This window comes from Billgrantia sp. C5P2, assembly GCF_051062895.2.
On the sequence record NZ_CM128542.1, the window covers coordinates 939,887 to 962,983 of the forward strand.

The 23,097-nt window shown below is 63.9% G+C and carries 22 protein-coding genes; 12 read left to right on the plus strand and 10 right to left on the minus strand.

Annotated features, from left to right (window positions below):
* Positions 1–3: 3 nt before the first annotated feature.
* Entirely contained in the window at positions 4–531 is a 528-nt protein-coding gene (gene uraD / locus ACRWQA_RS04460; RefSeq protein ID WP_263580988.1) for a 2-oxo-4-hydroxy-4-carboxy-5-ureidoimidazoline decarboxylase, read from the minus strand.
* A 189-nt stretch (positions 532–720) separates the two neighbouring features.
* Here uraD and uraH point away from each other — a divergent pair, with 189 nt between their 5' ends.
* From uraH to ACRWQA_RS04475, 3 genes are all read left to right on the plus strand, one after another.
* On the plus strand, positions 721–1,074 hold the full coding sequence (gene uraH, locus ACRWQA_RS04465; protein ID WP_434230137.1) for a hydroxyisourate hydrolase: 354 nt from the start codon (positions 721–723) through the stop codon (positions 1,072–1,074).
* A gap of 227 nt (positions 1,075–1,301) precedes the next feature.
* Positions 1,302–2,504, plus strand: a complete 1,203-nt coding sequence (locus ACRWQA_RS04470; protein WP_263580986.1) for a urate hydroxylase PuuD — start codon at positions 1,302–1,304, stop codon at positions 2,502–2,504.
* Positions 2,505–2,685: 181 nt separating this feature from the next.
* On the plus strand, positions 2,686–3,372 hold the full coding sequence (locus ACRWQA_RS04475; RefSeq protein WP_263584014.1) for a GntR family transcriptional regulator: 687 nt from the start codon (positions 2,686–2,688) through the stop codon (positions 3,370–3,372).
* Between the two features lie 69 nt (positions 3,373–3,441).
* Here the strand turns inward: ACRWQA_RS04475 and ACRWQA_RS04480 are convergent, their stop codons facing one another.
* The 3 genes from ACRWQA_RS04480 to ACRWQA_RS04490 all read right to left on the minus strand — a co-directional run bounded on the left by ACRWQA_RS04480 (position 3,442) and on the right by ACRWQA_RS04490 (position 7,212).
* Positions 3,442–4,899, minus strand: coding sequence for an NCS1 family nucleobase:cation symporter-1 (locus ACRWQA_RS04480; RefSeq protein WP_263580985.1), 1,458 nt, complete (start codon positions 4,897–4,899; stop codon positions 3,442–3,444).
* Between the two features lie 70 nt (positions 4,900–4,969).
* Positions 4,970–6,346: an NCS1 family transporter gene (locus tag ACRWQA_RS04485; RefSeq protein ID WP_263580984.1), complete on the minus strand. Its 1,377-nt coding sequence runs from the start codon at positions 6,344–6,346 to the stop codon at positions 4,970–4,972.
* A gap of 119 nt (positions 6,347–6,465) precedes the next feature.
* On the minus strand, positions 6,466–7,212 hold the full coding sequence (locus ACRWQA_RS04490; RefSeq protein WP_434230141.1) for an aspartate/glutamate racemase family protein: 747 nt from the start codon (positions 7,210–7,212) through the stop codon (positions 6,466–6,468).
* Between the two features lie 574 nt (positions 7,213–7,786).
* Here ACRWQA_RS04490 and puuE point away from each other — a divergent pair.
* On the plus strand, positions 7,787–8,719 hold the full coding sequence (gene puuE / locus ACRWQA_RS04495; protein ID WP_263580982.1) for an allantoinase PuuE: 933 nt from the start codon (positions 7,787–7,789) through the stop codon (positions 8,717–8,719).
* A 94-nt stretch (positions 8,720–8,813) separates the two neighbouring features.
* On the opposite strand, the gene ACRWQA_RS04500 is transcribed toward puuE, so the two are convergent.
* The gene (locus ACRWQA_RS04500) at positions 8,814–10,262 is read right to left on the minus strand and encodes a YfcC family protein (RefSeq protein ID WP_434230143.1); all 1,449 of its coding nucleotides are present in this window, start codon (positions 10,260–10,262) and stop codon (positions 8,814–8,816) included.
* Positions 10,263–10,489: 227 nt separating this feature from the next.
* Here ACRWQA_RS04500 and ACRWQA_RS04505 point away from each other — a divergent pair, with 227 nt between their 5' ends.
* The 3 genes from ACRWQA_RS04505 to ACRWQA_RS04515 all read left to right on the plus strand — a co-directional run bounded on the left by ACRWQA_RS04505 (position 10,490) and on the right by ACRWQA_RS04515 (position 13,041).
* On the plus strand, positions 10,490–11,353 hold the full coding sequence (locus tag ACRWQA_RS04505; protein WP_434230145.1) for a MurR/RpiR family transcriptional regulator: 864 nt from the start codon (positions 10,490–10,492) through the stop codon (positions 11,351–11,353).
* Positions 11,354–11,538: 185 nt separating this feature from the next.
* Positions 11,539–12,372: a bifunctional allantoicase/(S)-ureidoglycine aminohydrolase gene (locus tag ACRWQA_RS04510; protein WP_434230148.1), complete on the plus strand. Its 834-nt coding sequence runs from the start codon at positions 11,539–11,541 to the stop codon at positions 12,370–12,372.
* Between the two features lie 180 nt (positions 12,373–12,552).
* Complete coding sequence (locus tag ACRWQA_RS04515; RefSeq protein WP_434230151.1) at positions 12,553–13,041, plus strand: ureidoglycolate lyase; 489 nt, start codon at positions 12,553–12,555, stop codon at positions 13,039–13,041.
* Positions 13,042–13,106: 65 nt separating this feature from the next.
* Here the strand turns inward: ACRWQA_RS04515 and ACRWQA_RS04520 are convergent, their stop codons facing one another.
* From ACRWQA_RS04520 to ACRWQA_RS04540, 5 genes are all read right to left on the minus strand, one after another.
* Positions 13,107–13,793 carry a GntR family transcriptional regulator gene (locus tag ACRWQA_RS04520; RefSeq protein WP_263580979.1) on the minus strand — a complete coding sequence of 229 codons (687 nt, stop codon included), beginning with the start codon at positions 13,791–13,793 and terminating at the stop codon, positions 13,107–13,109.
* A gap of 64 nt (positions 13,794–13,857) precedes the next feature.
* A complete protein-coding gene (locus tag ACRWQA_RS04525) occupies positions 13,858–14,628 on the minus strand; it encodes an aspartate/glutamate racemase family protein (RefSeq protein WP_434230153.1) in 771 nt (256 codons plus the stop codon).
* A gap of 39 nt (positions 14,629–14,667) precedes the next feature.
* Positions 14,668–15,951 (minus strand): TRAP transporter large permease, encoded by a 1,284-nt coding sequence (locus ACRWQA_RS04530; protein ID WP_263580977.1) that lies wholly within the window; start codon positions 15,949–15,951, stop codon positions 14,668–14,670.
* On the minus strand, positions 15,948–16,502 hold the full coding sequence (locus ACRWQA_RS04535; RefSeq protein ID WP_434230155.1) for a TRAP transporter small permease: 555 nt from the start codon (positions 16,500–16,502) through the stop codon (positions 15,948–15,950). The genes ACRWQA_RS04530 and ACRWQA_RS04535 overlap by 4 nt, the downstream gene beginning before the upstream one ends.
* Positions 16,499–17,497 (minus strand): TRAP transporter substrate-binding protein, encoded by a 999-nt coding sequence (locus ACRWQA_RS04540; RefSeq protein ID WP_263580975.1) that lies wholly within the window; start codon positions 17,495–17,497, stop codon positions 16,499–16,501. The genes ACRWQA_RS04535 and ACRWQA_RS04540 overlap by 4 nt, the downstream gene beginning before the upstream one ends.
* A gap of 266 nt (positions 17,498–17,763) precedes the next feature.
* Between ACRWQA_RS04540 and ACRWQA_RS04545 the strand changes: the two genes are divergently transcribed.
* The 5 genes from ACRWQA_RS04545 to hydA all read left to right on the plus strand — a co-directional run bounded on the left by ACRWQA_RS04545 (position 17,764) and on the right by hydA (position 23,080).
* Entirely contained in the window at positions 17,764–18,501 is a 738-nt protein-coding gene (locus ACRWQA_RS04545) for a maleate cis-trans isomerase family protein (RefSeq protein WP_263580974.1), read from the plus strand.
* A 101-nt stretch (positions 18,502–18,602) separates the two neighbouring features.
* Complete coding sequence (locus ACRWQA_RS04550; RefSeq protein ID WP_434230158.1) at positions 18,603–19,658, plus strand: TRAP transporter substrate-binding protein; 1,056 nt, start codon at positions 18,603–18,605, stop codon at positions 19,656–19,658.
* 54 nt (positions 19,659–19,712) lie between these two features.
* Positions 19,713–20,324, plus strand: coding sequence for a TRAP transporter small permease subunit (locus ACRWQA_RS04555; RefSeq protein WP_263580972.1), 612 nt, complete (start codon positions 19,713–19,715; stop codon positions 20,322–20,324).
* Positions 20,321–21,622, plus strand: coding sequence for a TRAP transporter large permease (locus ACRWQA_RS04560; protein WP_434230162.1), 1,302 nt, complete (start codon positions 20,321–20,323; stop codon positions 21,620–21,622). Before ACRWQA_RS04555 ends, ACRWQA_RS04560 begins: the two co-directional genes overlap by 4 nt.
* 27 nt (positions 21,623–21,649) lie before the next feature.
* Positions 21,650–23,080 (plus strand): dihydropyrimidinase, encoded by a 1,431-nt coding sequence (gene hydA / locus ACRWQA_RS04565; protein WP_434230165.1) that lies wholly within the window; start codon positions 21,650–21,652, stop codon positions 23,078–23,080.
* Positions 23,081–23,097 lie beyond the last annotated feature (17 nt).

A 23,097-nucleotide genomic window follows, 5' to 3' on the forward strand; every position in this document is an offset into this window, starting at 1 on the left:
GGTTCAGGGCTGGGCGCGGTCTTCCAGGCGGAAGCGAGCGATGCGATTGATCTGCTCGATGGCGGTGCGACGCTCTTCTTCGGGGGAGTTTTCCAGGCGCGTCTCGAAGGCGGCGAGAATGGCGTGCCGGTCGCTGCCCTTCACGGCCATGATGAAAGGGAAGCCGAACTTCTCCTTGTAGGCCCCATTAAGGCGCTCGAAGCGGGCCATTTCCTCGGGCGTGCACTGGTCGAGCCCGGCGCCGGCCTGCTCGCGAGTGGAATCGTCGGTCAATTCGCCAGCGATGGCGGCCTTGCCGGCCAGGTCGGGGTGGGCGCGAATCACCTCGAGCTGGCGTTCCGGCGTGGCGCTGCGCAGCGTCTGGCCCATGGCATCGGCGAGGCCGGCCGGCGTGTCGTGCACGTCCTTCAGGCCCTGCTCCCAGGTCAGTTCGGCCACCCAGGGCGAATGCTCGTAGATGTCGCCGAAGCTTGCCACGAAGTCGTCGCGGTCGAGCGTGCTGGGGCGGGGCGCCAGTATCTTGTCGTTCATCCTGTTCTCCTTATTCAGTGCTGCAAGGCGATGCTCGAAGCGTGTCACGTAAAGTGTATACAAAAAATCTTTGAAATGTACTATCAGAAGAGCTAAAACTGTCTTCAGTGAGTTGCCGGAGTGGTAGACTCGCGCAAAATCGAATTCGGGGCGCAGCCTGCCCCGGCCAACCACGGGGAGACAGACACAATGGGACGACTGACCACGCACGTTCTGGATACCGCCCAGGGCCGCCCCGGCGAAGGCATCCGCATCGAGGTCTTGCGCCTCGAAGGCGACAAGCGAGTGCCAATCAAGACAGTGACGACAAACGACGACGGTCGCTGCGACGGTCCCATCCTGGAGGGATGTGACTTCACCACGGGCGAATACGAACTGGTCTTTCATGCCGGTGACTACCTGCGTCGGCAGGGTATCCAGGCAGACGAACCGCGCTTCCTCGACGTCATCCCGTTGCGCTTCGGCGTGGCCGACGACTCGCAGCATTATCACGTACCGCTGCTGCTTTCGCCGTATGGCTACTCCACGTACCGCGGCAGCTAGGGAAACGCTGATCAATGGCTGCGAGGGCGAATCACTGCGTTGCGCGGTGCCGAAGCGTCGGACCGTCGAAATCCTCACCTATACCCCATAGGCTCCGGTTTCTGCGCGCCGTGCGCCTTGTGCTTCATCCCGCTCGCAAAATTGATCAACGCTTCCCTGGCGCTTTATTTGAAAACTGGCTGCGCTCCGCGATGCGGCGTCAACAACAACTAAGCTGAGACAACCTGATGCAAGCTTACCTCCTGGATTTCGTCAACTTCATGCTGCGCTGGCTTCACGTCATCGCGGCCATCGCCTGGATCGGCGAGTCGATCTACTTCGTCATGCTGGACAACGGCCTGCGCAAGCCCAAGGCGGCTGAAGACCGTGACAAGGGCGTGTTCGGCGAGATGTGGGCCGTACACGGCGGCGGCTTCTACCACAATCAGAAGTACGCCACGGCCCCCGCCAAGCTGCCGGAGGACCTGCACTGGTCGTTCTGGAAGGCCTATACCACCTGGCTTTCCGGCTTTGCCCTGTTCGTGCTGCTGTACATGGCCAACCCCGGCTTCTACCTGGTCAACTCCAACAGCGACTGGGCATGGGCCGCCAACCTGAGCGGCTGGCAGGTCAACGTGCTGGCGCTGGCGTTCCTGCTCGGTGGCTGGGTCGTCTACAACGAGATGTGCAAGCGCATCAGCCCCAACATGGATCGCGACGGGATCCTGAGCCTGGCCGTTGCCGTGCTGATGGTCGTGGTTTCCTATCTCAGCGTAAACCTGTTCTCCGGTCGTGCTGCCTTCCTGCTCACCGGTGCCGTCATGGCCACCGCCATGTCGGCCAACGTGTTCTTCTGGATCATTCCCGGTCAGCGGCGCATGGTGAAAGCCATGAAGGCGGGCGAAGCGCCCAATCCCCTGGACGGCAAGCGCGGCAAGCAGCGCTCGGTACACAACACCTATTTCACCCTGCCGGTGGTGCTGCTTATGATCAGCAACCACTACTCCTTCGTGTACAACCACGAGTACGCCTGGGTACTGATGTCGCTGTTCATCTTCGCCGGTGCGCTGATTCGCCAGTTCTTCGTGCTGATGCACGCCGGCAAGATCCAGCCCGCCTACCCGGTGGCCGGTGTGGCGCTCATCGCCGTGGCCTTCTGGATTGGCATGCCATCCAATAACGCTTCGGTGGGTGCCGAAAGAAACGAGGGGCCGAGCCTGGCCGAGGTCGAGGCCATCATCGAGTCACGCTGCGCCTCATGCCATTCGGCCAGCCCGACCCAGGAGGGCTTCGGATCGGCACCGGCAGGAGTGATCTACGACACCACGGCGCAGATCGAAGGGCATCGCGAGAAGATCCAGGAGGTAGTGGCCAGCAAGTACATGCCGCTCGGCAATATGACCGGGATGACCGACGAGGAGCGCGAGACGATCGCTGCCTGGTCGGAGTAAGGCAAGGCCGGTTGCCCCTTTCGCCCCCAGCCCGCTTGTCGACGGTGCTGGGGGCGTCTCGATAGTTGGCGGAAGAAGCGTATACAATGATGGGCAGTGATGGGATGCGAGGAGGGCGACCATGAACCAGCGGCAGAGCCTGGCCGACGAAGGCGATTCGAGCAAGGCCAAGCCACGGCGCATGGGCAAGAACGGCGATGGGGCGGAGCGCCACGAGGCGATCTATCGCACGATCAGCGATGCCATCATCGAGCACCGTCTGCGCCCCGGGGCGCGACTGCGCGAGGACGCCCTGGCCGAGGTGTTCGGCATCAGCCGTACCGGCATTCGCAAGATTCTCCAGCGCCTGGCCCTGGAGCAGCTTGTCACCCTGACGCCACGGCGCGGCGCCAGCGTTACCCGTCCCACCGCCGACGAGGCGAAGGACGTGTTCGATGCCCGCCAGATGGTGGAGTGCGGCCTGATGCCCGAAGTGGCCCGCCGCATCACCGCCGAGGACGTGCGCGAATTGCGCGACATGGCCCGGCGTGAGCGCGAGGCACTCAGATCGGGTGAGCAGAGCCGCGCGATCAAGCTCTCCGCCGCCTTCCACGAACGCCTCGCCCAGCTCTCCGGCAATGCCACCCTGGCCGCTTTCGTCGGCCAGCTCTGCTCGCGCTCCTCATTGATTCTTGCGGTCTACGGCAGCTCGGGGCATCTGGGTTGCGAGTCCCACGACCATGACGACCTGATCGGTTTTCTCGAAGCCAAGAACGGTGAGCGGGCCACCGCCTTCATGAGCCGTCATCTCAAGGCCATCGAAGCCTCACTCTCGATCGTCGAGGAAGAAGAAGAGACGCCGGACCTGCAGCGGATCTTCGGCGCCTAGACGTTATTCAGACAAGACAATGGCGCCCCCGGCCAGGCCTGAGGCGCCATTCGCTGCAAGTGCTTTCGATCAGACTGCCGGCGTTGCAGCCGCCGGGCGATGGCTCAGCATCAAGCCGTAGTAGAAGGCACCGCCGAGCGCGGCGCCAATCATCCAGCCATAGCCGCCGAGGCTGGCCAGCGCCGGCACCAGCACGGTAGAGATCGAGAACAGCGCAGCGCAGCCAAAGGCCAGCAGTGCCCGATGGTTCCAGCCCTTGACGTAGTAGTAGGCACTACCCGGCTCGGAGGAGAACAGCTGCTGCATGTCGAGGTGCTGGCGCTTAACCAGGTAGTAGTCCACCACGATGATGCCGTAGAAGGGCGCGATGATGGCGCCGAGCGCGTTGACGAAGCCCGGCACCCCGATCTGACTGATCAGCGAGACCCACAGTGCACCGACGAAGAAGGCCACCACGGCGGTGATGAGCCCACCCACCTTGAAGCTGATCTTGCTGGGGAAGAGGTTGGCCAGGTCATAGGCCGGCGGGATGAAGTTGGCCACCAGGTTGATGCCGACAGTGGCGGCAAAGAAGGTCAGCGCGGCGACGATGGTCAGCGGCAGTGAGTCGACTCGCTCGACGATATCGGCCGGGTTGGTCAAAGCATCGCCGAACAGTACCAGGGTGCCGGCGGTGATGATCAGCGCGATGAACGAGAAGAAGGCCACGTTGAGCGGCAGCCCCAGCAGGTTGCCGAGCTTCATCTGGCGTTCCGTCTTCACGAAGCGGGTGAAGTCGCCGAAATTGATCACCACTGCGGCGAAGTAGGCCACCATGGTGCCGACGATGGCAAGGAAAGCGGCCACGGCGCTACCGCTGCGCTCCGCGTCGGCGCTGAAGATGGTGCTGATTGCCGGCAGCAACTCGTCGCCGGCCTGGTACCAGACCACGATCATCAGCGCCACCATCACCACGTAGACCAGCGGGCCCGCCCAGTTGAGGAAGTGCTTGATGCGTTCGATGCCCTGCCAGAAGATCGCGATCTGGAACAGCCAGACGATCACGAACGAGACCCAGGCCACGCCGGAAAGGCCCAGGAAGGTGGCCCCGTTGCCGGCGCCGAACAGCGCGGTGATCAACAGTGCTACCGCGGTGGAGGCGAAATAGGTCTGCACGCCATACCAGAAGATCCCGATGATCGCGCGCAGCATGGCCGGGAGGTTGGCGCCGCGCACCCCCATGCTGGCGCGGACCATGACCGGAAAGGGGATGCCGTACTTGACGCTGGGCTTGCCGGTCAGGTTGACCAGGAACATGACGATCACCCCGGCCAGGATAATGGCCGCCATTACCGCCCAACCGTTGAGCCCGTAGCTCAGGAACAACGAGGCTGCCAGGGTGTAGCCGAACAGGCTCTGGATGTCGTTGGACCAGACATTGAAGATCTCGAACGCTCCCCAGTTGCGGTCCTTGTGTTTCAGTGGGGCGAGGTCGGCATTGTAAAGCGTCGGGTCGATACGCTGGATGTCCAGCTCGTTGTCTTTCATCGTCGTCACCGTTGTTGTCATGGGGCGTCGCCCATCCGGCATGGCCGGAGGGCGACGGGGCAGCGATGGATCACTGGCGGAAGCGCTGGCAGGGGGCCCAGTGCTTCATCAGCAGATAATAGGTCAGTCCCGCCGGGATCAGGCTGGCGTACCAGGACACGGCGGAGAAGGACAGCGCCGCGACGATGCCCACGGCGGTGGCGATCAGCGCCGCTTTGTTGACGCCCTGGTAGGGGCCGTTCTCATCATAGAGCTTGCCGAGGTCCAGGGTGCGACGGCGGATCAGGTAGTAGTCGACCACCAGGATAGCGAAGATCGGCCCGAGGAAGGCGGAGTAGGTCTGCACGAAGAGCTGCAGGCCGGCGGCGGAGTCGGGCTGTACCAGTTTCCAGGGGAAGGTGGCGAAGGCCAGCAGGCCGACGATCACCGTGGAGGTGGCGAACTTCAGCTTGAATACGTCCATCAGCACGTAGGTCGGCGGCACCACGTTGTTGAGCACGTTGGTGGTGACCTGGGCGAAGGCGATGAACAGAAGCGTGGTCATCAGCAGCGGCGTGTTGTCCACGGCGTTGGCGAAGACCTGGATGGGGTCGGCGGTGCCGGTAGCCTCGGACACCATGTAGCCGATGAGACCCATGAACAGCGTGCAGGGCAGGATCGACATGGCGTAGATGGTGGTGAGAATTCCCTGGCCGGTGCCCTGCTTGTGCTCCCGCGAATAATCGCTGACGTTGAGCATCATGGTGCTGTAGATACCCAGGAACAGCATGGTGGCGCCCCAGAACGGCATGCCCCAGGAGCCTTCCATGGTCAGCAGGCTGGCCGAGAGTTCGTCACCGTAGCGCTGCACCGTGGCATAGAACATATAGACCAGCGAGGCCAGAATGAAGGCACTGCCGATGTTCTCCAGCCACTTGATGCCCTGGAAGCCCATCACCGACAGGCCGATCTGCAGGAACTGGAAGGTGATGAAGTAGAAGATCAGGTTGTCGAAGCCGAACAGAGTGGCCGAGACCATGTTAAGCGCCCCGGCGCCGATCCAGCTCTGAAAGCCATACCACACCACCGCAGGTACGGCCCGCACCAGGCCCGGCAGGCGGGTGCCGGCAAAGCCGAAGGCGCTGCGTGCCTGGACCATGAACGGGATGCCGTACTTGTAGCCGGCCGCACCGTTCAGCGCCAGCGCGATGCCGATCACGAAGCAGCCGATGGCGATGGCCAGGGTCGCCTGGATCAGGTTGAGGGTGCCGACCACGCTGGAACCCATGGCGAAGGTGCCGATCGACACGCAGCCACCGAACCAGGCCAGGAAGTAGGAGGTGCGCCCCATGATGCGGGTTTTCTGGGGCGCGAGCGACTCCTCCCCCAGCGCCTTGGTGGCGCCGGATTCGGCCGCCGCAAAGGAGGCTGGGTCGGCCGCCGTGCTGTGTGGGTTGGTGTGTTGCATGGGTCTGTCCTCGCAAGTCGTTGCTCTGTGTTGTGGTTGTGCCCGGTGTTGCTCTCGGGCTCTGTGGCGAGACGTGCTCAAGGCGTGTTGTTATGAGTGTCGTTGTCGGTCAGGGAGTCTCAGTGCTCGGGGGTGAGATTCGAGTACCTCTCGAAGCGTCCGCTGAAAGCCTTGGGGCGCGGGTATGCCAGGTCGCCATGCTTGCTGGTACCGAGCCCCAGGCCGACGAGGGCCTCGGCCAGCTTGACCGCGGCCGTGACGCCCTCGATCACCGGCAGGCCAACCTCGAGCGAAATGGTGTCGGTCAGGTCGGCCATGCCGCCGCAGCCCAGCACGATGGCGCCGATGCCATCCTCGTCGCGCGCCCGGCGACACTCCTCGATGATGCGCGAAAGCGCCGCCGAACCGTTCTCCTCCAGATCCAACACGGGGATCTCGGCAGCGCGGACCCGGCGGCAGTGATGGCGAAAACCGTACTGCTCCAGCAGGTGCTCGGCGATGATGGCAGTACGCGAGAGAGTGGTGACCACCGAGAACCGCGTACTGATCATGGTGGCGGCATGGAAGGCCGCCTCGGCGATACCGATGACCGGTGCGCGGGTCAGCTCGCGGGCCGCCAGCAGCCCCGGGTCGCCGAAACAGGCGATGACATAGGCGTCGGTGGCCTCCTTCTCCCCGGCCAGCACTTCTTCGACTACGCCCACCGCGCTGATGGCCTCGTCGAAGTGGCTCTCGATCGAAACCGGGCCATCCAGCGGCTGCGTCGCCACGATGGTTGTGTCTCTGGCCGCAACGCGTCGCGCCGCTTCGCCGATCTTGTGGGTCATGGCGACCGTGGTATTGGGATTGATGATGCGTAGACGCATGCGAACTCCGAAGCCTTCTTGTGAACAATAAAAAATCTCTTTGTACACAAAATAGGCGTTGGAAGCATTGAGCGCAAGCATTTCACTGAGTCCGCTGTCTTTGATAGAAATCTAATAATTTCAATGAACTGCAGAGACTTTGCGGCATCATGTGAAAAACCGCATGGCTAGACTTAGGTCGTAATCAATATCGTAATAGCTTCATTGACGACTGTTTCCTGGTAAAATTGTATACACTTTGACGGCTCTCTCCGATCCCTTGCATATCCCAAGGCGTTAGGAAGCAAGGCCTGCGGCCAAAAGAAGGAACAAGGTTGCAAGTAAGGGTGATTTTTGTATACAAAGTTAGTGAAGCATCGCTTGCCGCTTGTCGTGATGAGTCGCGATGAAGGTAGCGAGGCACTTACCAACCGCTAGCGATGCCTATGCAGGTCACCGTGGCGCTGTGCGAAGCCTGGTTGCAGCCGATCGGGATACAGTCTATCTTTCGTATTGTATACACTTTATGTTGCGCGAAACTGACGAAGCTGGATGCGTACCGCGCAACGGCAGTACAGAACAAGAGGAAGTGCTCATGAGCGTCAGTCCTGGCTACCCCCGTGATCTCATCGGTTATGGCCGCAATCCGCCCCATGCCAACTGGCCGGGGCAGGCGAAGATTGCCGTACAGTTCGTGCTCAACTACGAAGAGGGTGGCGAGAACTGCGTGCTGCATGGCGACGCCGGCTCCGAGCAGTTCCTTTCCGAGATCATCGGAGCCCCCGCCTTTCCCGACCGCCATCTCAGCATGGAGTCGATCTACGAATACGGCTCGAGGGCAGGTGTCTGGCGCATCCTGCGCGAGTTCGAACGGCGCGGCCTGCCATTGACGGTGTTCGGCGTGGCCATGGCGCTGGAGCGTCATCCGGAAGTAGCCCAAGCCTTCAAGGAGTTGGGCCACGAGATCGCCTGCCACGGCTACCGCTGGATTCACTACCAGGAAGTGCCGGAGCACGTCGAGCGCGAGCACCTGCAGCGCGCCATGGAGATCTTCCAGCGTCTCTATGGTGAGAAACCGCAGGGCTGGTACACCGGCCGCGACAGTCCCAATACCCGACGGCTGGTGCTCGACGAGGGCGGCTTCCTCTACGACAGCGATTACTACGGCGACGACCTGCCGTTCTGGACTCGTGCAGCGGACAGCCAGGGCAATGAGCACGATCACCTGATCGTGCCTTATACCCTGGACAGCAATGACATGCGCTTCGCCGCACCTCAGGGCTTCAATACCGCCGATCACTTCTTCACCTACCTGCGCGACGCCTTCGACGTGCTGTACGCCGAGGGAGATGAATCGCCCAAGATGCTCTCGGTGGGCATGCACTGCCGCTTGCTTGGCCGCCCCGGCCGCTTCCGTGCCCTGCAGCGTTTCCTCGACCATATCGAGGCGCACGACCGGGTCTGGGTGACACGCCGTGTGGATATCGCCAAGCACTGGATGGAGCACCATCCGGCGCCGGCGCGCTGAGGCTCAGCCGATGATGTTGCCCTGGGAGACGATCAGGCCCCGCCCGGACGCGTCGGGCAGGGCCTGGTGGCTGTGTGGAATGGCGTTCAGCCGATCAGCCGATCCATTGGGTGGCCTGGGCGAAAGCGAGGAAGCCCATGGAGATCAGTACCCAGACGCAGAACAGCGGGAAGAAGAACTTCACCCACTTCTGCCAGGGCACACCGGCGATGGCCAGGGTGGCCATGAAGTAACCGGACGTGGGAAAGAGGATGTTACCGACTCCGTCGCCGAGCTGGTAGGCCAGTACCGCGGTCTGGCGCGTTACGCCAATGATGTCGGACAGCGGTGCCATGATCGGCATGGTGACCAACGCCTGGCCGCTGCCGGAGGGCACCACGAAATTGAAGGCCAGTTGAGCGATGTACATGCCGATGGCCGACAACAGTGTGGGCAGTTCTCCGACCAGGTTACCGAGGCCGAAGACGAGGGTATCCATGATCTGGCCATCCTCGAGCACCACGGCCACGCCGCGGGCCACGCCGGCGATCATGGCGCCGACCAGCACGTCGCGAAAGCCCTTGTTGAAGGCCTCGCAGATGCTCTCGGTGGTCAGTCCTGCGATCAGGCCGACGACGATGCCCATCATGATGAACAGCCCGGCCATCTCCATCATGAACCAGCCCTGGCGCAGCACGCCGTAGACCAGCAGGCCGAAGAAGGCGAAGGTGGCGATGGCAGCCAGCTTCTGGCGGCCGTTGGCCATCAGAGCGCCTTCGTCGGTGGCATGCTGGTACAGCGAGCGCTTCTCGGCCTCGTCTGCGTCACCGGCCATCAGGCTCAGCTCGGGGCTGGCCTGGACCTTGCGGGCATAGCGCATGACGAAATAGATGCCGGCGCCGAGCACGACCACGAAGGCGGCGGCCCGCAGGCCGAAGCCGGAGTAGAGCGGCAGGTTGGAGAGTTGCTGGCCGAGCCCGGTGTTGATCGGGTTGAGGATGCCGGTGGTGAAGCCCGCGGTGGTGGCACACAGCGCCACGGCGGCGGCAGTCACCGAGTCGAAGCGCAGGGCGATCATCAGCGGCAGGATGACGGGCACGTAGACCAGTGCCAGCTCCTGAGTGCCGATGATGGTGGCGACCACGGCGAACACTGTCATCAGCACCGGGATCATCAGCAGGCTGCGGCCGGCAAACTGGCGGCTGAGCTTGTCGACGCCGATCTCGATGATGCCGGTGCGTCGCAGCACCATGAACATGCCGCCAATCATGAAGGTGAAGAAGACCACCTCCCCGGCGCTCATCAGGCCCTTGGGTATCGCCAGCATGAAGTCGACGATGCCGGTCGGGCTGGGCTCGACGTACTGGAAGGACTCGGCATCGATGGTGATGCGCCCATTGGGGCCGGGAATCCGCTCGAACTCGCCGGCCGGCACGAAGTGGGTCGCCACCGCCGCGATGGCGATGAAGACGAACAAAATGACGTAGATGTGCGGGATCTGCCAGTGGCGGCGTTTGGCGCCGGTGGCTTGGGTGGCCCGGGTGGTCTCGGAGGGTTGGGACATGGGGTGCCTCGCGTTGTTGTTGGCGATGTCGCTATAGTGGAGCGGCGCCGGAGCGCCCCGGCCGCGGTTGGCGCCGCAGTAGGGTTCGAGGCCGGGGGGAAGTTGCCTGGGGTGGCCATCTGCCGAGGGGAACTCCGGCAAGGAAGGTCGGCGACTGGCCTGGTGAAACGAATGGCGCTTGAGGGAGCGATGTTTCCTCGGCGACCGGAACAGTGGGAGACGTTTTCTTGCGCACGCAACAGGGCGGCATGAGGCCGCATATCGGCCAGCGGATCTCGGCGCAGTATGCCGACCTGACCGCCCAGGAGCAGCGGGTGGCGGCCTTCATCCTCGACCACTTCGACGACCTGGCGGTCTACAGTGCGGCCGACCTGGCTCGCTTGACGGGCGTCTCCAAGTCCACGGTCAGCCGCCTGTTCAAGCGTCTCGGGTTCGAGAGTTTCCAGGCCGTGAAGCGCCATGCGCGCGAGCTGCGCAGCCAGGGCGTGCCGCTGGTCACCGACCCCGAAGCCGTGGCGGGCAACGGGGAGCGTTTCAAGCGCCACCACGAGCGCGAGCGGCAGAACCTGCGCAGCGCCCTGGAGGGCATCGAGCCGGAAACCTTCGAGGCTGTCGTGGCGAGGCTGGATAGCGCGCGCCGAGTGGTCATCGTCGGCTTCCGCAACGGTTACCCGCTGGCCATCCATTTTCGACAACAGCTGATCCAGGCGCGCGGTGGGGTCAGCCTCGCTCCCGAGCCCAACCAGTCGCTGGCCGAGGAGTTGGTGGAACTGGGCGAAGACGACCTGGTCGTGCTGTTCGGCTTTCGCCGTCGCCCGAGCGGGTTCGATGCCCTGGTGCAGGAATTGACGGTGATGCCGTGTCGCGTCCTGCTGATCGCCGACGCCACGGCCGGTGGCTATGCCGAGCAGGCGGACTGGTGGATGGAGTGCCCGATCGACAGCGTCTCTGCCTTCGACAGCTATGCCAGTGCCATGAGCCTGATCAGCCTGCTGGCCAACGGGGCCCTGCATCACCGGCTCGCCCAGGGGCGCGCCCGCATCGATGCAGTGAGCGATCTCTACCACCGGCTCGATGAACTGTCGCCCTGATCGGGCGGGTGTCGTTCCGGGCCACATCGCTAAGCGTTCAGGATTCATGGCAGGACTCGGTTTTCGCTTATGTGTGAAACGAAAGTTCCTAGACACCGTACTCTTGAGACGTTAGTTTCACAAGTAGGATCGCTACGGTTTTTTGGCCTGTCTTAAGGCCAGACGTGTATATGAAGGAAGACATCATGACGACAAGAAAATACTACGCTCCCCACGGCGGACACCCGCCCCAGACCCAGCTGCTCTCCGACCGGGCGGTGTTCACCGAGGCCTACGCCTTCATTCCCAAGGGGGTGATGGGCGACATCGTGACCAGCAACCTGCCGTTCTGGGAGGAGACCCGGCTATGGGTGCTGGCGCGCCCGCTCTCCGGTTTCGCCGAGACCTTCTCGCAGTACATCATGGAGGTGAGCCCGGGGGGCGGCAGCGAGCGCCCCGAGCTCGACCCCGCCGCCGAAGGCGTGCTGTTTGTGGTCGAGGGCGAGATGACCCTGACCGTCGCCGGCGAGCGCCACGAGATGACGCCGGGCGGCTACGCCTTCCTGCCGCCGGGCTGCCACTGGCAGCTGCGCAATGAGTCCAATGCGCCGGTGCGCTTCCATTGGGTGCGCAAGGCCTACGAATACGTCGAGGGCATCGAGGTGCCGCAGGCCTTCGTGGTCAACGAGAACGATCTCGAGCCCAACCCGATGCCCGGCACCGAAGGTCGCTGGGCTACCACGCGCTTCGTCGACCCGGCCGACGTGCGCCACGACATGCACGTCAACATCGTCACTTTCCAGCCCGGGGCGGTGATCCCCTTCGACGAGACCCACGTCATGGAGCATGGTCTCTACGTGCTCGAGGGCAAGGCGGTCTATCACCTCAACCAGGACTGGGTCGAGGTCGAGGCTGGCGATTTCATGTGGCTGCGTGCCTTCTGCCCACAGGCCTGCTATGCCGGGGGTCCGGGGCCGTTCCGATATCTGCTGTACAAGGACGTGAACCGCCACGCGGCGCTGCGCTTGGGTGCTCGCTGAAAGGACCGTGACGCTAGAACCGCGACCTAGGGGCGCCGGGGGCAGGCCGAAAAGGAGGTCATTTGCCATGGATGGCAAATGTAGCGCCCAAGGATGGGTTCACAGCGCCTCCTCGCAGGCCTGCCCCCGGAACAGCCCCGGTGATTCAGGCTAACTGCCGAATAGACTTGAGGGGCTAACATGCTGGATCTTAAAGCCGAGCCGCTGACGCCGGAGGCCTTCGCGCCGTTCGGTGACGTCATCGACACGCGCACTGCCGATTACTTCCACATCAACGCCGGGCGCACCCGACGCTACCACGATCTGGCCAAGGTCGAGACCCTGGGCGAGCAGGCGAGGGCGCTGATCAGCATCTTCGTCAGCCAGCCGGTCTCGATCCCGCTGGAGCTCGATTTCCTCGAACGCCATCCCCAGGGCAGCCAGGCCTTCATGCCGCTGCACGAGGAGCGCTTCGTGATCGTGGTGGCACCGCCGGGCGAGACCATTGACCCCGCCGAGGTGCGCGCCTTCGTCACCGACGGCCGCCAGGGGGTCAACTATCGGGCGGGCACCTGGCACGCCATCCAGTCGGTGCTGGAGCGCGAAGGGGAGTTTCTGGTCGTCGATCGCGGCGGCGAGGGCAACAACTGCGACGAGTATCCGCTGGCGCTTCGGGTCGTTCTTGAATAAGGGGCCTGGGCTAACGATACGCACGTAGGGAACTCGGCGAGCCTTCTGGAGGCTCGCCGGAAACGTCAATGGCGGGGCCGATTGATGGCGGCGATGGCATCGCCGGTATGCTGGACGTGATCCGCCAGCAGGCGGCGGGCGAGATCGCTGTCCCGGGACTTGAGGGCCTCCAGGATATCGCGATGCTCACGCGTGGACTCCTCCCAGCGCCCGATATGATCCAGCGCCAGGTAGCGTGCCCGTTCCAGCCGCCCCAGCAGGCTGCGATGGGTCTCTTCGAGGACCGGGTTCTTGGCCCCGGCCACGATCAGTCCGTGAATCCGCTGGTTGAGTTCGAAGTAAGCGTTCCGGTCGCCCTTCTCCAGCAGCCGCTCCAGGCGTTCCTGAAGACTCTCCAGTCGCTTGAGTTCGGTATTGGTCATGCGCTTGGCTGCCAGGCTGGCGGCAAGACTCTCGAGCCCGGCCTCCACCTCGAAGAGATGCTCCAGCTCCTGCGGCTCGATCAGCGAGACCTGGGCATTGCGGTTGCGCCTCAGTGTCACCAGGCCGTCGGCGGCCAGCATCTTCAGGGCCTCGCGCAGCGGCGTGCGTGAAATGCCGAGCTGCTCGCACAGCTCCGGCTCGATCAGCCGCTGGCCGGGTGCCAGGCGGCCATGGACGATCAAGTCGTGCAGTGCCTCATAGGCTTCCTCTGCCAGCGAGGGGGTCGTGATGCGTCGTCGCCCGAGCAGGGCGGCACCTTCCATCGTCATGTCATCCATTCCTCTCTGCTGAGGAGACGAGCCGATTGTCTCCGAATTGTCGATCGGGACACAATCAGCCGACCGTTGACACGGGCTCGGCCGTGCTCCGTCCCACGAGCCTGGCAAGCGCCTCGGGAAGTCCCTGGCAGGGTTTCTCGGGAGGCGGTGCGAAGCTGCCGGCGGTGGGGGCGGCAGCGCCAAGATCGACCATGGCCTGGGCCTGTTGCAGGGCACAGGTGACGCCGTCCAGGGCCGGCACCGGCAAGCGATCGGCGACGCTGCGGGCCAGGCCTGCCAAGGGTGCCCCGGCGAGGATCAGCACGTCGGCCCCATCGTCCTGTACCGCCCGCTCTGCCAGGGCGATCAAGCGCTGGCCCTGGTCCTCCTGCACGCGGCCGATATGCGCCAAGGGCTCGTCGAGAGCACGAATGCTGGCCAACCGCTCGCTGAAACCGTAGGCGGCGATGGTTTCACGGTACCAGGCCTGGATGCGCTGAGAGATGGCGATCACGGAGAATCGGCTGCCTCGCTGGCAGGCGCTGACCAGTGCAGACTCGGTCATCCCCACCACCGGGATCGGCAGTATCTCACGCAGCGCCGCCAGGCCGGGGTCGCCGAAGGCCGCCACCACGACTGCATCATGCTCTGCATAGTGCTCGGCCGCCACCTGCATGGCGGCATAGCCACCGATCTGCGCCTCGGCGCGTGTTTCGATGTAGGCCACCCCGAACGGAGCGGTGGCCATGGTCAGCTCGGTCCCCGGCCGAATGCTGCGGCGCGCCTCGGACTCGATCAGGCGGGTCACGTCGCCTGAAATATTGGGGTTGATGACCAGCAGTTTCATGGCGTGTTCCTTCAATCGTTATGGTTATGGTGCGATGTCTCAGTAGCCCAGGGCGCGAGGCAGCCAGGTGACGAGGCCCGGGAAGGCGATGCAGGCGATCAGCACCGCGTACTGAAAGACGATGAAAGGCCATGCACTCTTCATCAGCTCGTTGAGGCTGATCTTGGAGATGCCGCACATCACGAACAGCAGCACGCCCACCGGCGGCGTCATCATGCCCACCACCAGGTTCATCACGAACAGGAAGCCGAACAGCAGCGGATCAATGCCGTAAGCCAGGGCGATCGGTGCCAGCAGGGGCACCAGCATGATGTAGGCGGCGTTGGACTCGATGAACATTCCTACGCCGATCAGCAGCGCCATCACCAGCAGCAGGAATACCAGCGGATCCTGAGTGAAATCCTGCAGCCAAGTGGTCAACTGCATGGGAATCAGGTCGAGGGTAAAGGCGAAGGTCATGGTGGAGGCGAAGGCGATCAGGGCGCCCACCATGGCGGCGGTGACAGCGGCGTTGAACATTGCCCGGGGAAGATCGGCGAGGCGCAGCTGACGGGTCACGAAGAAGCCGATCGCCAGGGCGTAGACCACGGCGATGGCGGCTCCCTCGGTGGGGGTGAACGCACCCGCCACGATGCCGCCGACGACCACGATCGGCATCAGCAGGATGGGCAGGGCGCGCCAGGTCTGCACCATTACGTGCTTGAGACCGATCACGCCTTCGGCGCCCAGTGGGTAGCGGCGACGCATGGCGATGAAGCTGGCCAGCCCCATGAAACCGAGTGCCAGGATGATCCCCGGAATCACGCCGGCCATGAACAGGCCGCCCACCGAGACCGAGGAGCCGGCCATCAGGGCATAGACGATCATGGCGTTGCTGGGCGGGATGATGGCCCCCAGGTTGGCCGCCGAGGCGACGACGGCGCTGCTGTAGCCGGTACCGTACTGCTGGCGCATGGACGGAACCAGGGAGCTGCCCAGGGCGCTGGCGCTGGCGACGGCGGCGCCGCTCACGGCGGCCAGCACCATGCCGGCGACGATGGCCACATGAGCCAGGCCGCCGTGGACACGGCCGACCAGCGAATTGGCGAAATCCACCAATCGCTGCAGGATGCCGGCCGCCACCATCAATTCGCCTGCCAGCATGAACAGTGGAATCGCCATCAGGGGGAAGCTATTGACCGAGTGCATCATGCGCTGGGGCAGGACCGTGAAATCCAGGCCCCCTACATACAGGCCCACCAGCGAGGCGACTCCCAGGGCGAAGGCCAGCGGCATGCGCAGCAGGGCGAGCCCCAGGAAGGAGAAGACGATGGCCGGGGTCATGAGGACACTCCTTCATATCGTTCGGGCGCGCTGGGAAGTGGCTCCAGGCGCAGGGCTTGGGCCATCAGATGCAGGCAGCTGTGGCCGGCGCAGACCACCACGGCGAGGTAGAAGACGGCGGCAGTGATCGGCAGCGTCGGCATCAGTTCCTGCCACTTGCTGATCGCGGCGGCGAGGCTGATCCAGAACAGGGCGGCCATCAGGGCGGCGCCCAGCCAGGCCATCAACTGGGCGAGCAGTCGTTGCAGCCAATCGGGGAAGTGGGTCACCAGTGCATCGATGCCCACGTGAATGCCGACCTTGATGCCGTGGGGAATGGCCAGGAAGATCGCCCACACGAAGCACAGCCGAGAGAGTTCATCGGCGGAATCGATGGAGCTCGACAGCACGTAGCGGCTGAATACCTGGGCCGAGACCAGCAGCGTCATCATGCCCATGGCGACCAGAATGGCGTAGTAGGATGTCCGGTCGAGAAGCGCCAGACCATGCAGGAAGTGGCGCTTGACCGGGCTGGAGGCACTTGCCTCCAGCCGTTGCCAGGCGGGTGTCATGCGTCGAGCTCCGCGAGGACGCGATCGACGATCTCGCTGCCGATCTTTTCGCGCAGGTCGCCGATGACGTCTTGGCTGGCATCGCGCAGGGCAGCGCGGGTCTCGTCGCTGATGGGGGTGAATGTCATGCCGCGTTCGATCAAGGTCTGACGCGCCGCATCGTCCTCCTCGGCGGCGGTCTGACGCTGCCAGGCGACCGCCTCCTCCATCGCCTCGCGTACCGCCTGCTGGTGTTCCTCGCTCAGGTTCATGAACGTGTTGCGGTTGGTCACGACCACGATGAAGTCGTAGAAATGCCCGCTGTCTGAGAGGTACGGCTGCACCTCGTCCATGCGCTTGGTGCTGATGATGCTGTAGGGGTTCTCCTGCCCATCCAGCACGCCCTGCTGCAGCGCGCCATAGACCTCGTTGATGTCCATCGACACCGGGCTCGCACCGATGGCACGGAAGGTGTCCAGGTGAGTCTCGTTGGGCTGCAGGCGGATCTTCAGCCCCTTGAAATCCTCGATGGTTTCGATCGGGCGTTCGCTATTGGTGACATGACGGAACCCCAGCTCCATGTAGCCCAGCGCGGTGAAGCCCTTTTCGGCCAGCTTCTCGTCGAGCATTTCCCCCACCTCACCGTCGATCAGCGCGAAGGCTTCTTCGCGGCTATCGAAGGCGAACGGCAGGCTCAGCGCTTCCAGCTCGGGCACGGTACGCGAGAGGTAGGAGATACCGATCCAGGTGCCGGCAATGGATCCCGTACTGACCTGATCGACATTCTCGCTGGCACCGCCCAGTTGCATGTTGGGAAACAGCTGGGCGTTCAGATCGCCTCCGGTGCGTTCGGCCAGGGCGTCGCGAAAGACCTCCATGGCACGGCTGCTGGAGTGATCGTCGGTGAAGTTGCCGCTGAATCGCAGGGTTTCGGCGCTGGCCAGTAGCGGGGCCCCAAGGCCCAGAGCCAGCAGGACCGCGGCGGAGCGACGGGCAAGGCGGGTTGTTGTTGTCATCCGAGCTTCTCTCTCTTCACGTTTGGGTGGACGCCGCCCGTCGATCCCGGGCGACTCTTTTGAACCTTAGGTCAAAACACATCGGAATACAAAATACTGGATACCGTATTTTTTATTATTGAGAAAATTCAATAAATTACGTATTAAAAATACATGCCTATTGGGAGTTTTTGGGATTTTTGGCTTGCAATCCTTGGCGGCTGTGCAAGGCTATGGTCGTGCCTGGATACAGTATACCGAATACCAAAAACAACCCGGAGTTCACCATGGAACGCACGCTGCTCGGCATGTTGACGCCGTCTTCCAATACCGTGCTGGAGCCCTTTACCGCAGCCCTCCTGCACGACCTCTTTCCCGATGTCACCGCACACTTCCAGCGCTTTACCGTCCGCGAGATTTCCATGCGCGATGAAGCCCTGGCCCAGTTCGACCCGGTGCCACTGCTGGAAGCAGCGGGGCTGCTCAACGATGCGCGCATGGATGTCATTGCCTGGAGCGGCACCTCGGCCAGTTGGCTGGGGTTCGAGACCGACCGCAGGCTGTGTGCCGCCATCACCGAGGCCACCGGGGTGCCCGCCACCACCAGCGTGCTGGCCCTCAACGAGGCCTTGGCGCGCACCGGCGTGACGCGGCTGGGCCTGGTGACGCCTTACCTGGACGACATCCAGTCGGCGATCGTCGCCAACTATGCCGCCGAGGGGGTCGAGGTGATCGCTGAGCGCCACCTGGGTGACCGCGGCAACTTCTCCTTCTCCGAGTACGACGAGACGACGCTGGCCGGGCTCGTGCGTGAAGTGGCCAAGGCAGAGCCCGAGGCCATCGCCATTCTCTGTACCAACCTGCGCGGGGCGGGAATCGTCCCGGCGCTGGAGCAGGAGATCGGCATTCCCATCTACGACTCGGTGAGCGTGACGGTGTGGAAGTCGTTGGCGCTGGCCGGGGTGGATCCCGCACGGATCACCGGCTGGGGACAACTGTTTCAGGACCCGCGCCTAGGCGCGTGAGGCTCAGGATTCGCGCCTCGTCGCACAAGGACAGGGACGACCGCATCGCAATGCAACGCATCGGCAACACCCACCAACAACAGCAATCATGAGGTGACACCATGCCCCGCAAGGCAACCATCAAGACCCTGGCGCTGGGGGTTTCCCTGGCCAGCGTACTGGCCGGCGGTCTGGCCCAGGCCGAAACGACCCTGCGCGTGGTCGGCAATTTTTCCGGCAACAAGCTGCACGTGGATGAAGTGGAGCGTCCCTTCTTCGAGGAACTTGGCGGACGCGACGACATGACGGTGGTCTACAACACCATGGATGCCATCGGCGTGGAGGCGGCGGATGCGCTGCGCAGCCTCCGTTCCGGCGCCTTCGACGTGATGTCGGTGCAGATCGGTATGGCGTCCCGCGACGAGCCCTTCTTCGAAGGCATCGACCTGGCCGGCGTCTCGCCGGACCTGGACGCCCAGCGCGAGGCCGTCGACGCCATACGCGAGGCATTCGACGCCCGGTTGCAGTCCCGTTTCAACGCCAAGCTGATGACGCTGTGGCCCTTCGGGCCGCAGATGATGTTCTGCAACGGCGACATCGACGACGTCGGCGATCTCTCGGGAAAGAAGGTGCGTGTCTTCACCCCGTCCATGTCGCGGCTGGTGGAAGGCCTCGGCGCCACCCCGGTCACGCTGCAGTTCAGCGAGGTCTACCTGGCACTGCAGCGCGGCGTGGCCGACTGCGGCGTCACCGCGCCTTCCGCCGGCAACAACGGCAAGTGGCCGGAAGTGACCGATACCTTCGTGCCGCTGCCGCTCTCCTACTCGGTGCAGGGTCATTTCATGAACCTGGACACCTGGAACCGCTTCGACGAAGCGCAGCAGCAGGCCTTGACGGAGGCCTTCGGGCGGCTCGAGGAGCAGATGTGGGAGCTGGCCTACGAGGTCAACGACGATGCCATCGCCTGCAACACCGGCCAGGCGGAGTGTTCGCGGCACGAAGCCTACGACATGACGCTGGTGGATATCGATTCCGAGTCGCGTGCGCTGGTGGAGTCGATCACCCAGGAAGCCGTCCTGCCCGTCTGGGCCGAGAGCTGCAGCGCTCAGTATGACGGCTGCGTCGAGGTCTGGAACGAGACGGTGGGGCAGGCCGCGGGCATGTCCGTTTCCCAGTAAGCCACTGCCTCGCCCCGGCTGCCTGAGGTGGCCGGGGCGACATGGAGAAATGCGATGGTTACACCGCATCCTTATCGTCTGGCCCGTGGGCTGGCTCATGGCGCCGCGATTGCCGCCGGCTATGCCGCGCTCGGATTGTCGCTGTTGATCACCTTCGAGGTGATCGCACGCAAGCTGTTCCACTACTCCCTGCAAGGCGTCGATGAAATCGGTGGCTACGTGCTGGCCATCGGCGTCTCGTTCAGCTTTGCCTACGCGCTGTTGCACCGCGCTCACACCCGCGTCGACGTGCTGCTGACCCGCTTGCCTCGGCTGCTGCAGGCGCCGCTCAACGTCGTCGCGATGGTAATGCTGGCGGCTTTCTCGTCCTTCATGCTGTGGCGCGCCGTCGAGACGCTCGAGGAGACGCTGGAATTCGGCAGTCTTGCCAGCACGCCGCTGCAGACGCCGCTGTGGATTCCGCAGAGCCTGTGGGTGGCGGGGCTCGGGGTGTTCTGTGTGCTGACCCTGCTGCTGGCCTTTCGCGCGCTGGTCCTGCTGGTCACCGGCCAGCTGGCCGCACTGGATCGGGAATACGGCCCGCGCTCCACCGACGACGAACTGAGCGAGGCGCGTAAGGATTACGCCGGCGATATCACCGCCGAACCGGGGAGGGCCACGTCATGATCGGCGCCTTCCAGGTAATGATCGGCTTTGTCGTCATGCTGGGCATGATGGCGGTCGGCATTCACGTCGCCGTGGCGATCTTCACCGTCGCCACCCTGGGTACCCTGATGTATCTGAGCATGCCGTTGCTCTTCTCCTTCGGCGACACGCTGTGGGGAACGCTCAACGACTTCATCCTGACGGCCATTCCGCTGTTCATCCTGCTCGGTGAGCTGCTCCTGCGCAGCGGCATCACCGAGCGCATGTACAGCGCCTTGTCGGTATGGCTCGATCGCCTGCCCGGTGGCCTGCTGCACACCAATATCGGCGCCTCTTCGGTCTTCGCCGCCATGTCCGGCTCCTCGGTGGCGACGGCTGCCACCATCGGTACGGTGGCGCTACCGGCCTTCGCCGAGCGCGGCTACAGCGAGCGGCTGGCGTTGGGCACCCTGGCTGCCGGGGCGACGCTCGGCATCCTGATCCCGCCGAGCATCAACATGATCATCTACGGCGCGATCACCAATACTTCGATCGGCAAGCTGTTCATCGCCGGGATCCTGCCGGGGCTGGCGCTGGCGGGCGCCTTCATGCTCACCATCATGGCCTTCGCCTTGCTGAGGCCCGGCGTGGTGGGGAAGGCTTCCGAGCGGGTGTCGCTGCGTGAGCGCCTGGCTTCGCTGGTGGACTTGCTGCCGCCGGCGTTCGTCTTCGCGATCGTCATCGGCAGCATCTACAGCGGCTGGGCCACGCCCACCGAGGCGGCTGCCCTGGGGGTGGTCGCCGCGCTGGGCCTGGCGGCTTGGAACCGCAAGCTGACCTTCCGAATGCTGCACGAGTGCTTCCTCTCCATGGCTCGCACCACGGCCATGATCATGCTGATCATCGTGGCGGCCTTCTTCCTCAACTACGTCGTCGGCATCCTGGGCATTCCCACCACCCTGACCCGCTGGGTGGCCGACCTGGGTCTCACGCCCTTCGGGCTGATCCTGGCGCTGGTGGTCTTCTACCTGGTGCTGGGCTGCTTCCTCGAGACTCTGTCGATGATGATCGCCACCGTACCGATCGTGGTGCCCATGGTCGTCCAGTTCGGCTTCGACCCGGTGTGGTTCGGCATCTTCCTCGTGGTGATGATGGAAATCTCGCTGATCACTCCGCCCATCGGCATGAACCTCTACGTGGTCCAAGGCGTGCGCGGGCGCGGCTCCATCACCGACGTGATGGTCGGCAGCCTGCCGTTCCTGGCCATCATGCTGCTGTTCGTGCTGCTGATCATTCTCTGGCCCGGCCTGGTGCTCTGGCTTCCCGAAGCCATGGGCTGACCCGGCGACAACGACAAGGTAGGTGACATGACACGCTTCGATACCCTGATCAAGAACGGCCGCATCATCACGGCGGCCGACAGCTACGACGCCGATATCGGCATCAAGGACGGGCGCATCGTCGCCCTGGGGCAGGGCCTGGAGGGGGCCGGCGAGGTCATCGACGCCCAGGGGCTGTGGGTGATGCCGGGGGGCATCGATGCCCATTGCCACCTGGACCAGCCCCTCGGCGACGGCGCGGTGATGGCCGACGACTTCCTGACCGGCACCCGCTCGGCGGCATGCGGCGGCACCACCACGGTGATTCCCTTCGCCGCGCAGCAGAAGGGCCAGAGCCTGCGCGCCGCGGTAGAGGACTATCACCGTCGCAGCGAGGGCAAGGCGATGGTGGACTACGCCTTCCACATGATCGTGACCGACCCTACCGAGACGGTGCTCAAGGAGGAGCTGCCGGCCCTGATCCAGGAGGGCTACAGCTCGTTCAAGATCTACCTGACCTACGACGACCTCAAGCTCAACGATCGCGAGGTGCTCGAGGTGCTGGCCATGGCGCGTCGCGAGGGCGGCATGGTGATGGTGCATGCGGAGAACGCCGACTGCATCGCCTACCTGACCGAACTGCTCGAGGCCCAGGGCAAGACGGCGCCGTACTTCCATAGCGAGGCCCACTCGGCGATCGCAGAGCGCGAGGCGACCCACCGCGCCATTTCCCTGGCCGAGCTGATCGACGTACCGATCCTGATCGTTCACGTCTCCGGCCCCGAGGCCATCGAGCAGATCCGCTGGGCCCAGGGGCGCGGCCTGCGGGTCTATGGCGAGACATGTCCCCAGTACCTGATGCTGACCGCCGCCGACCTGGACCAGGAAGGCTTCGAGGGGGCCAAGTGCGTGTGCAGCCCGCCACCGCGTGACGAGAAGGCGCAGGAGGCGGTCTGGCAGGCGCTGGAAAACGGGGTCTTCCAGGTCTTCTCCTCCGATCACGCCCCCTTTCGCTACGACGACCCAAAGGGCAAGAAACTGCATGGGGAGGATGCCGCCTTCCACCACGTTCCCAACGGCATACCGGGCCTGGAAACGCGCCTCGCGATCCTGTTCTCGGAGGGGGTCGTCAAGCAGCGCATCGACGCCACCCGCTTCGTGGCGCTCACCGCCACCAACCCAGCCAAGATCTACGGTCTCTACCCGCGCAAGGGCACCATCGCCATCGGCAGCGATGCCGACCTGACCCTGTGGGACAGCGAAGCGAAGATGACGGTGCGCAACGAAGCCTTGCACCACGCAGTGGATTACACCCCTTATGAGGGGGTGGAGCTCACCGGCCGGCCGGTGCTTACCCTGTGCCGGGGCCGAGTGGTGTCGCGTGGCGGCGAACCCATGGTGGACGCGGGGCACGGCCGCTTCCTCAAGTGCGACAAGCCGCAGCCCGCCAGGCCTCGCGGCTCGGCCAAGGGGTTCTGATTCAGTTGCCATCGGTA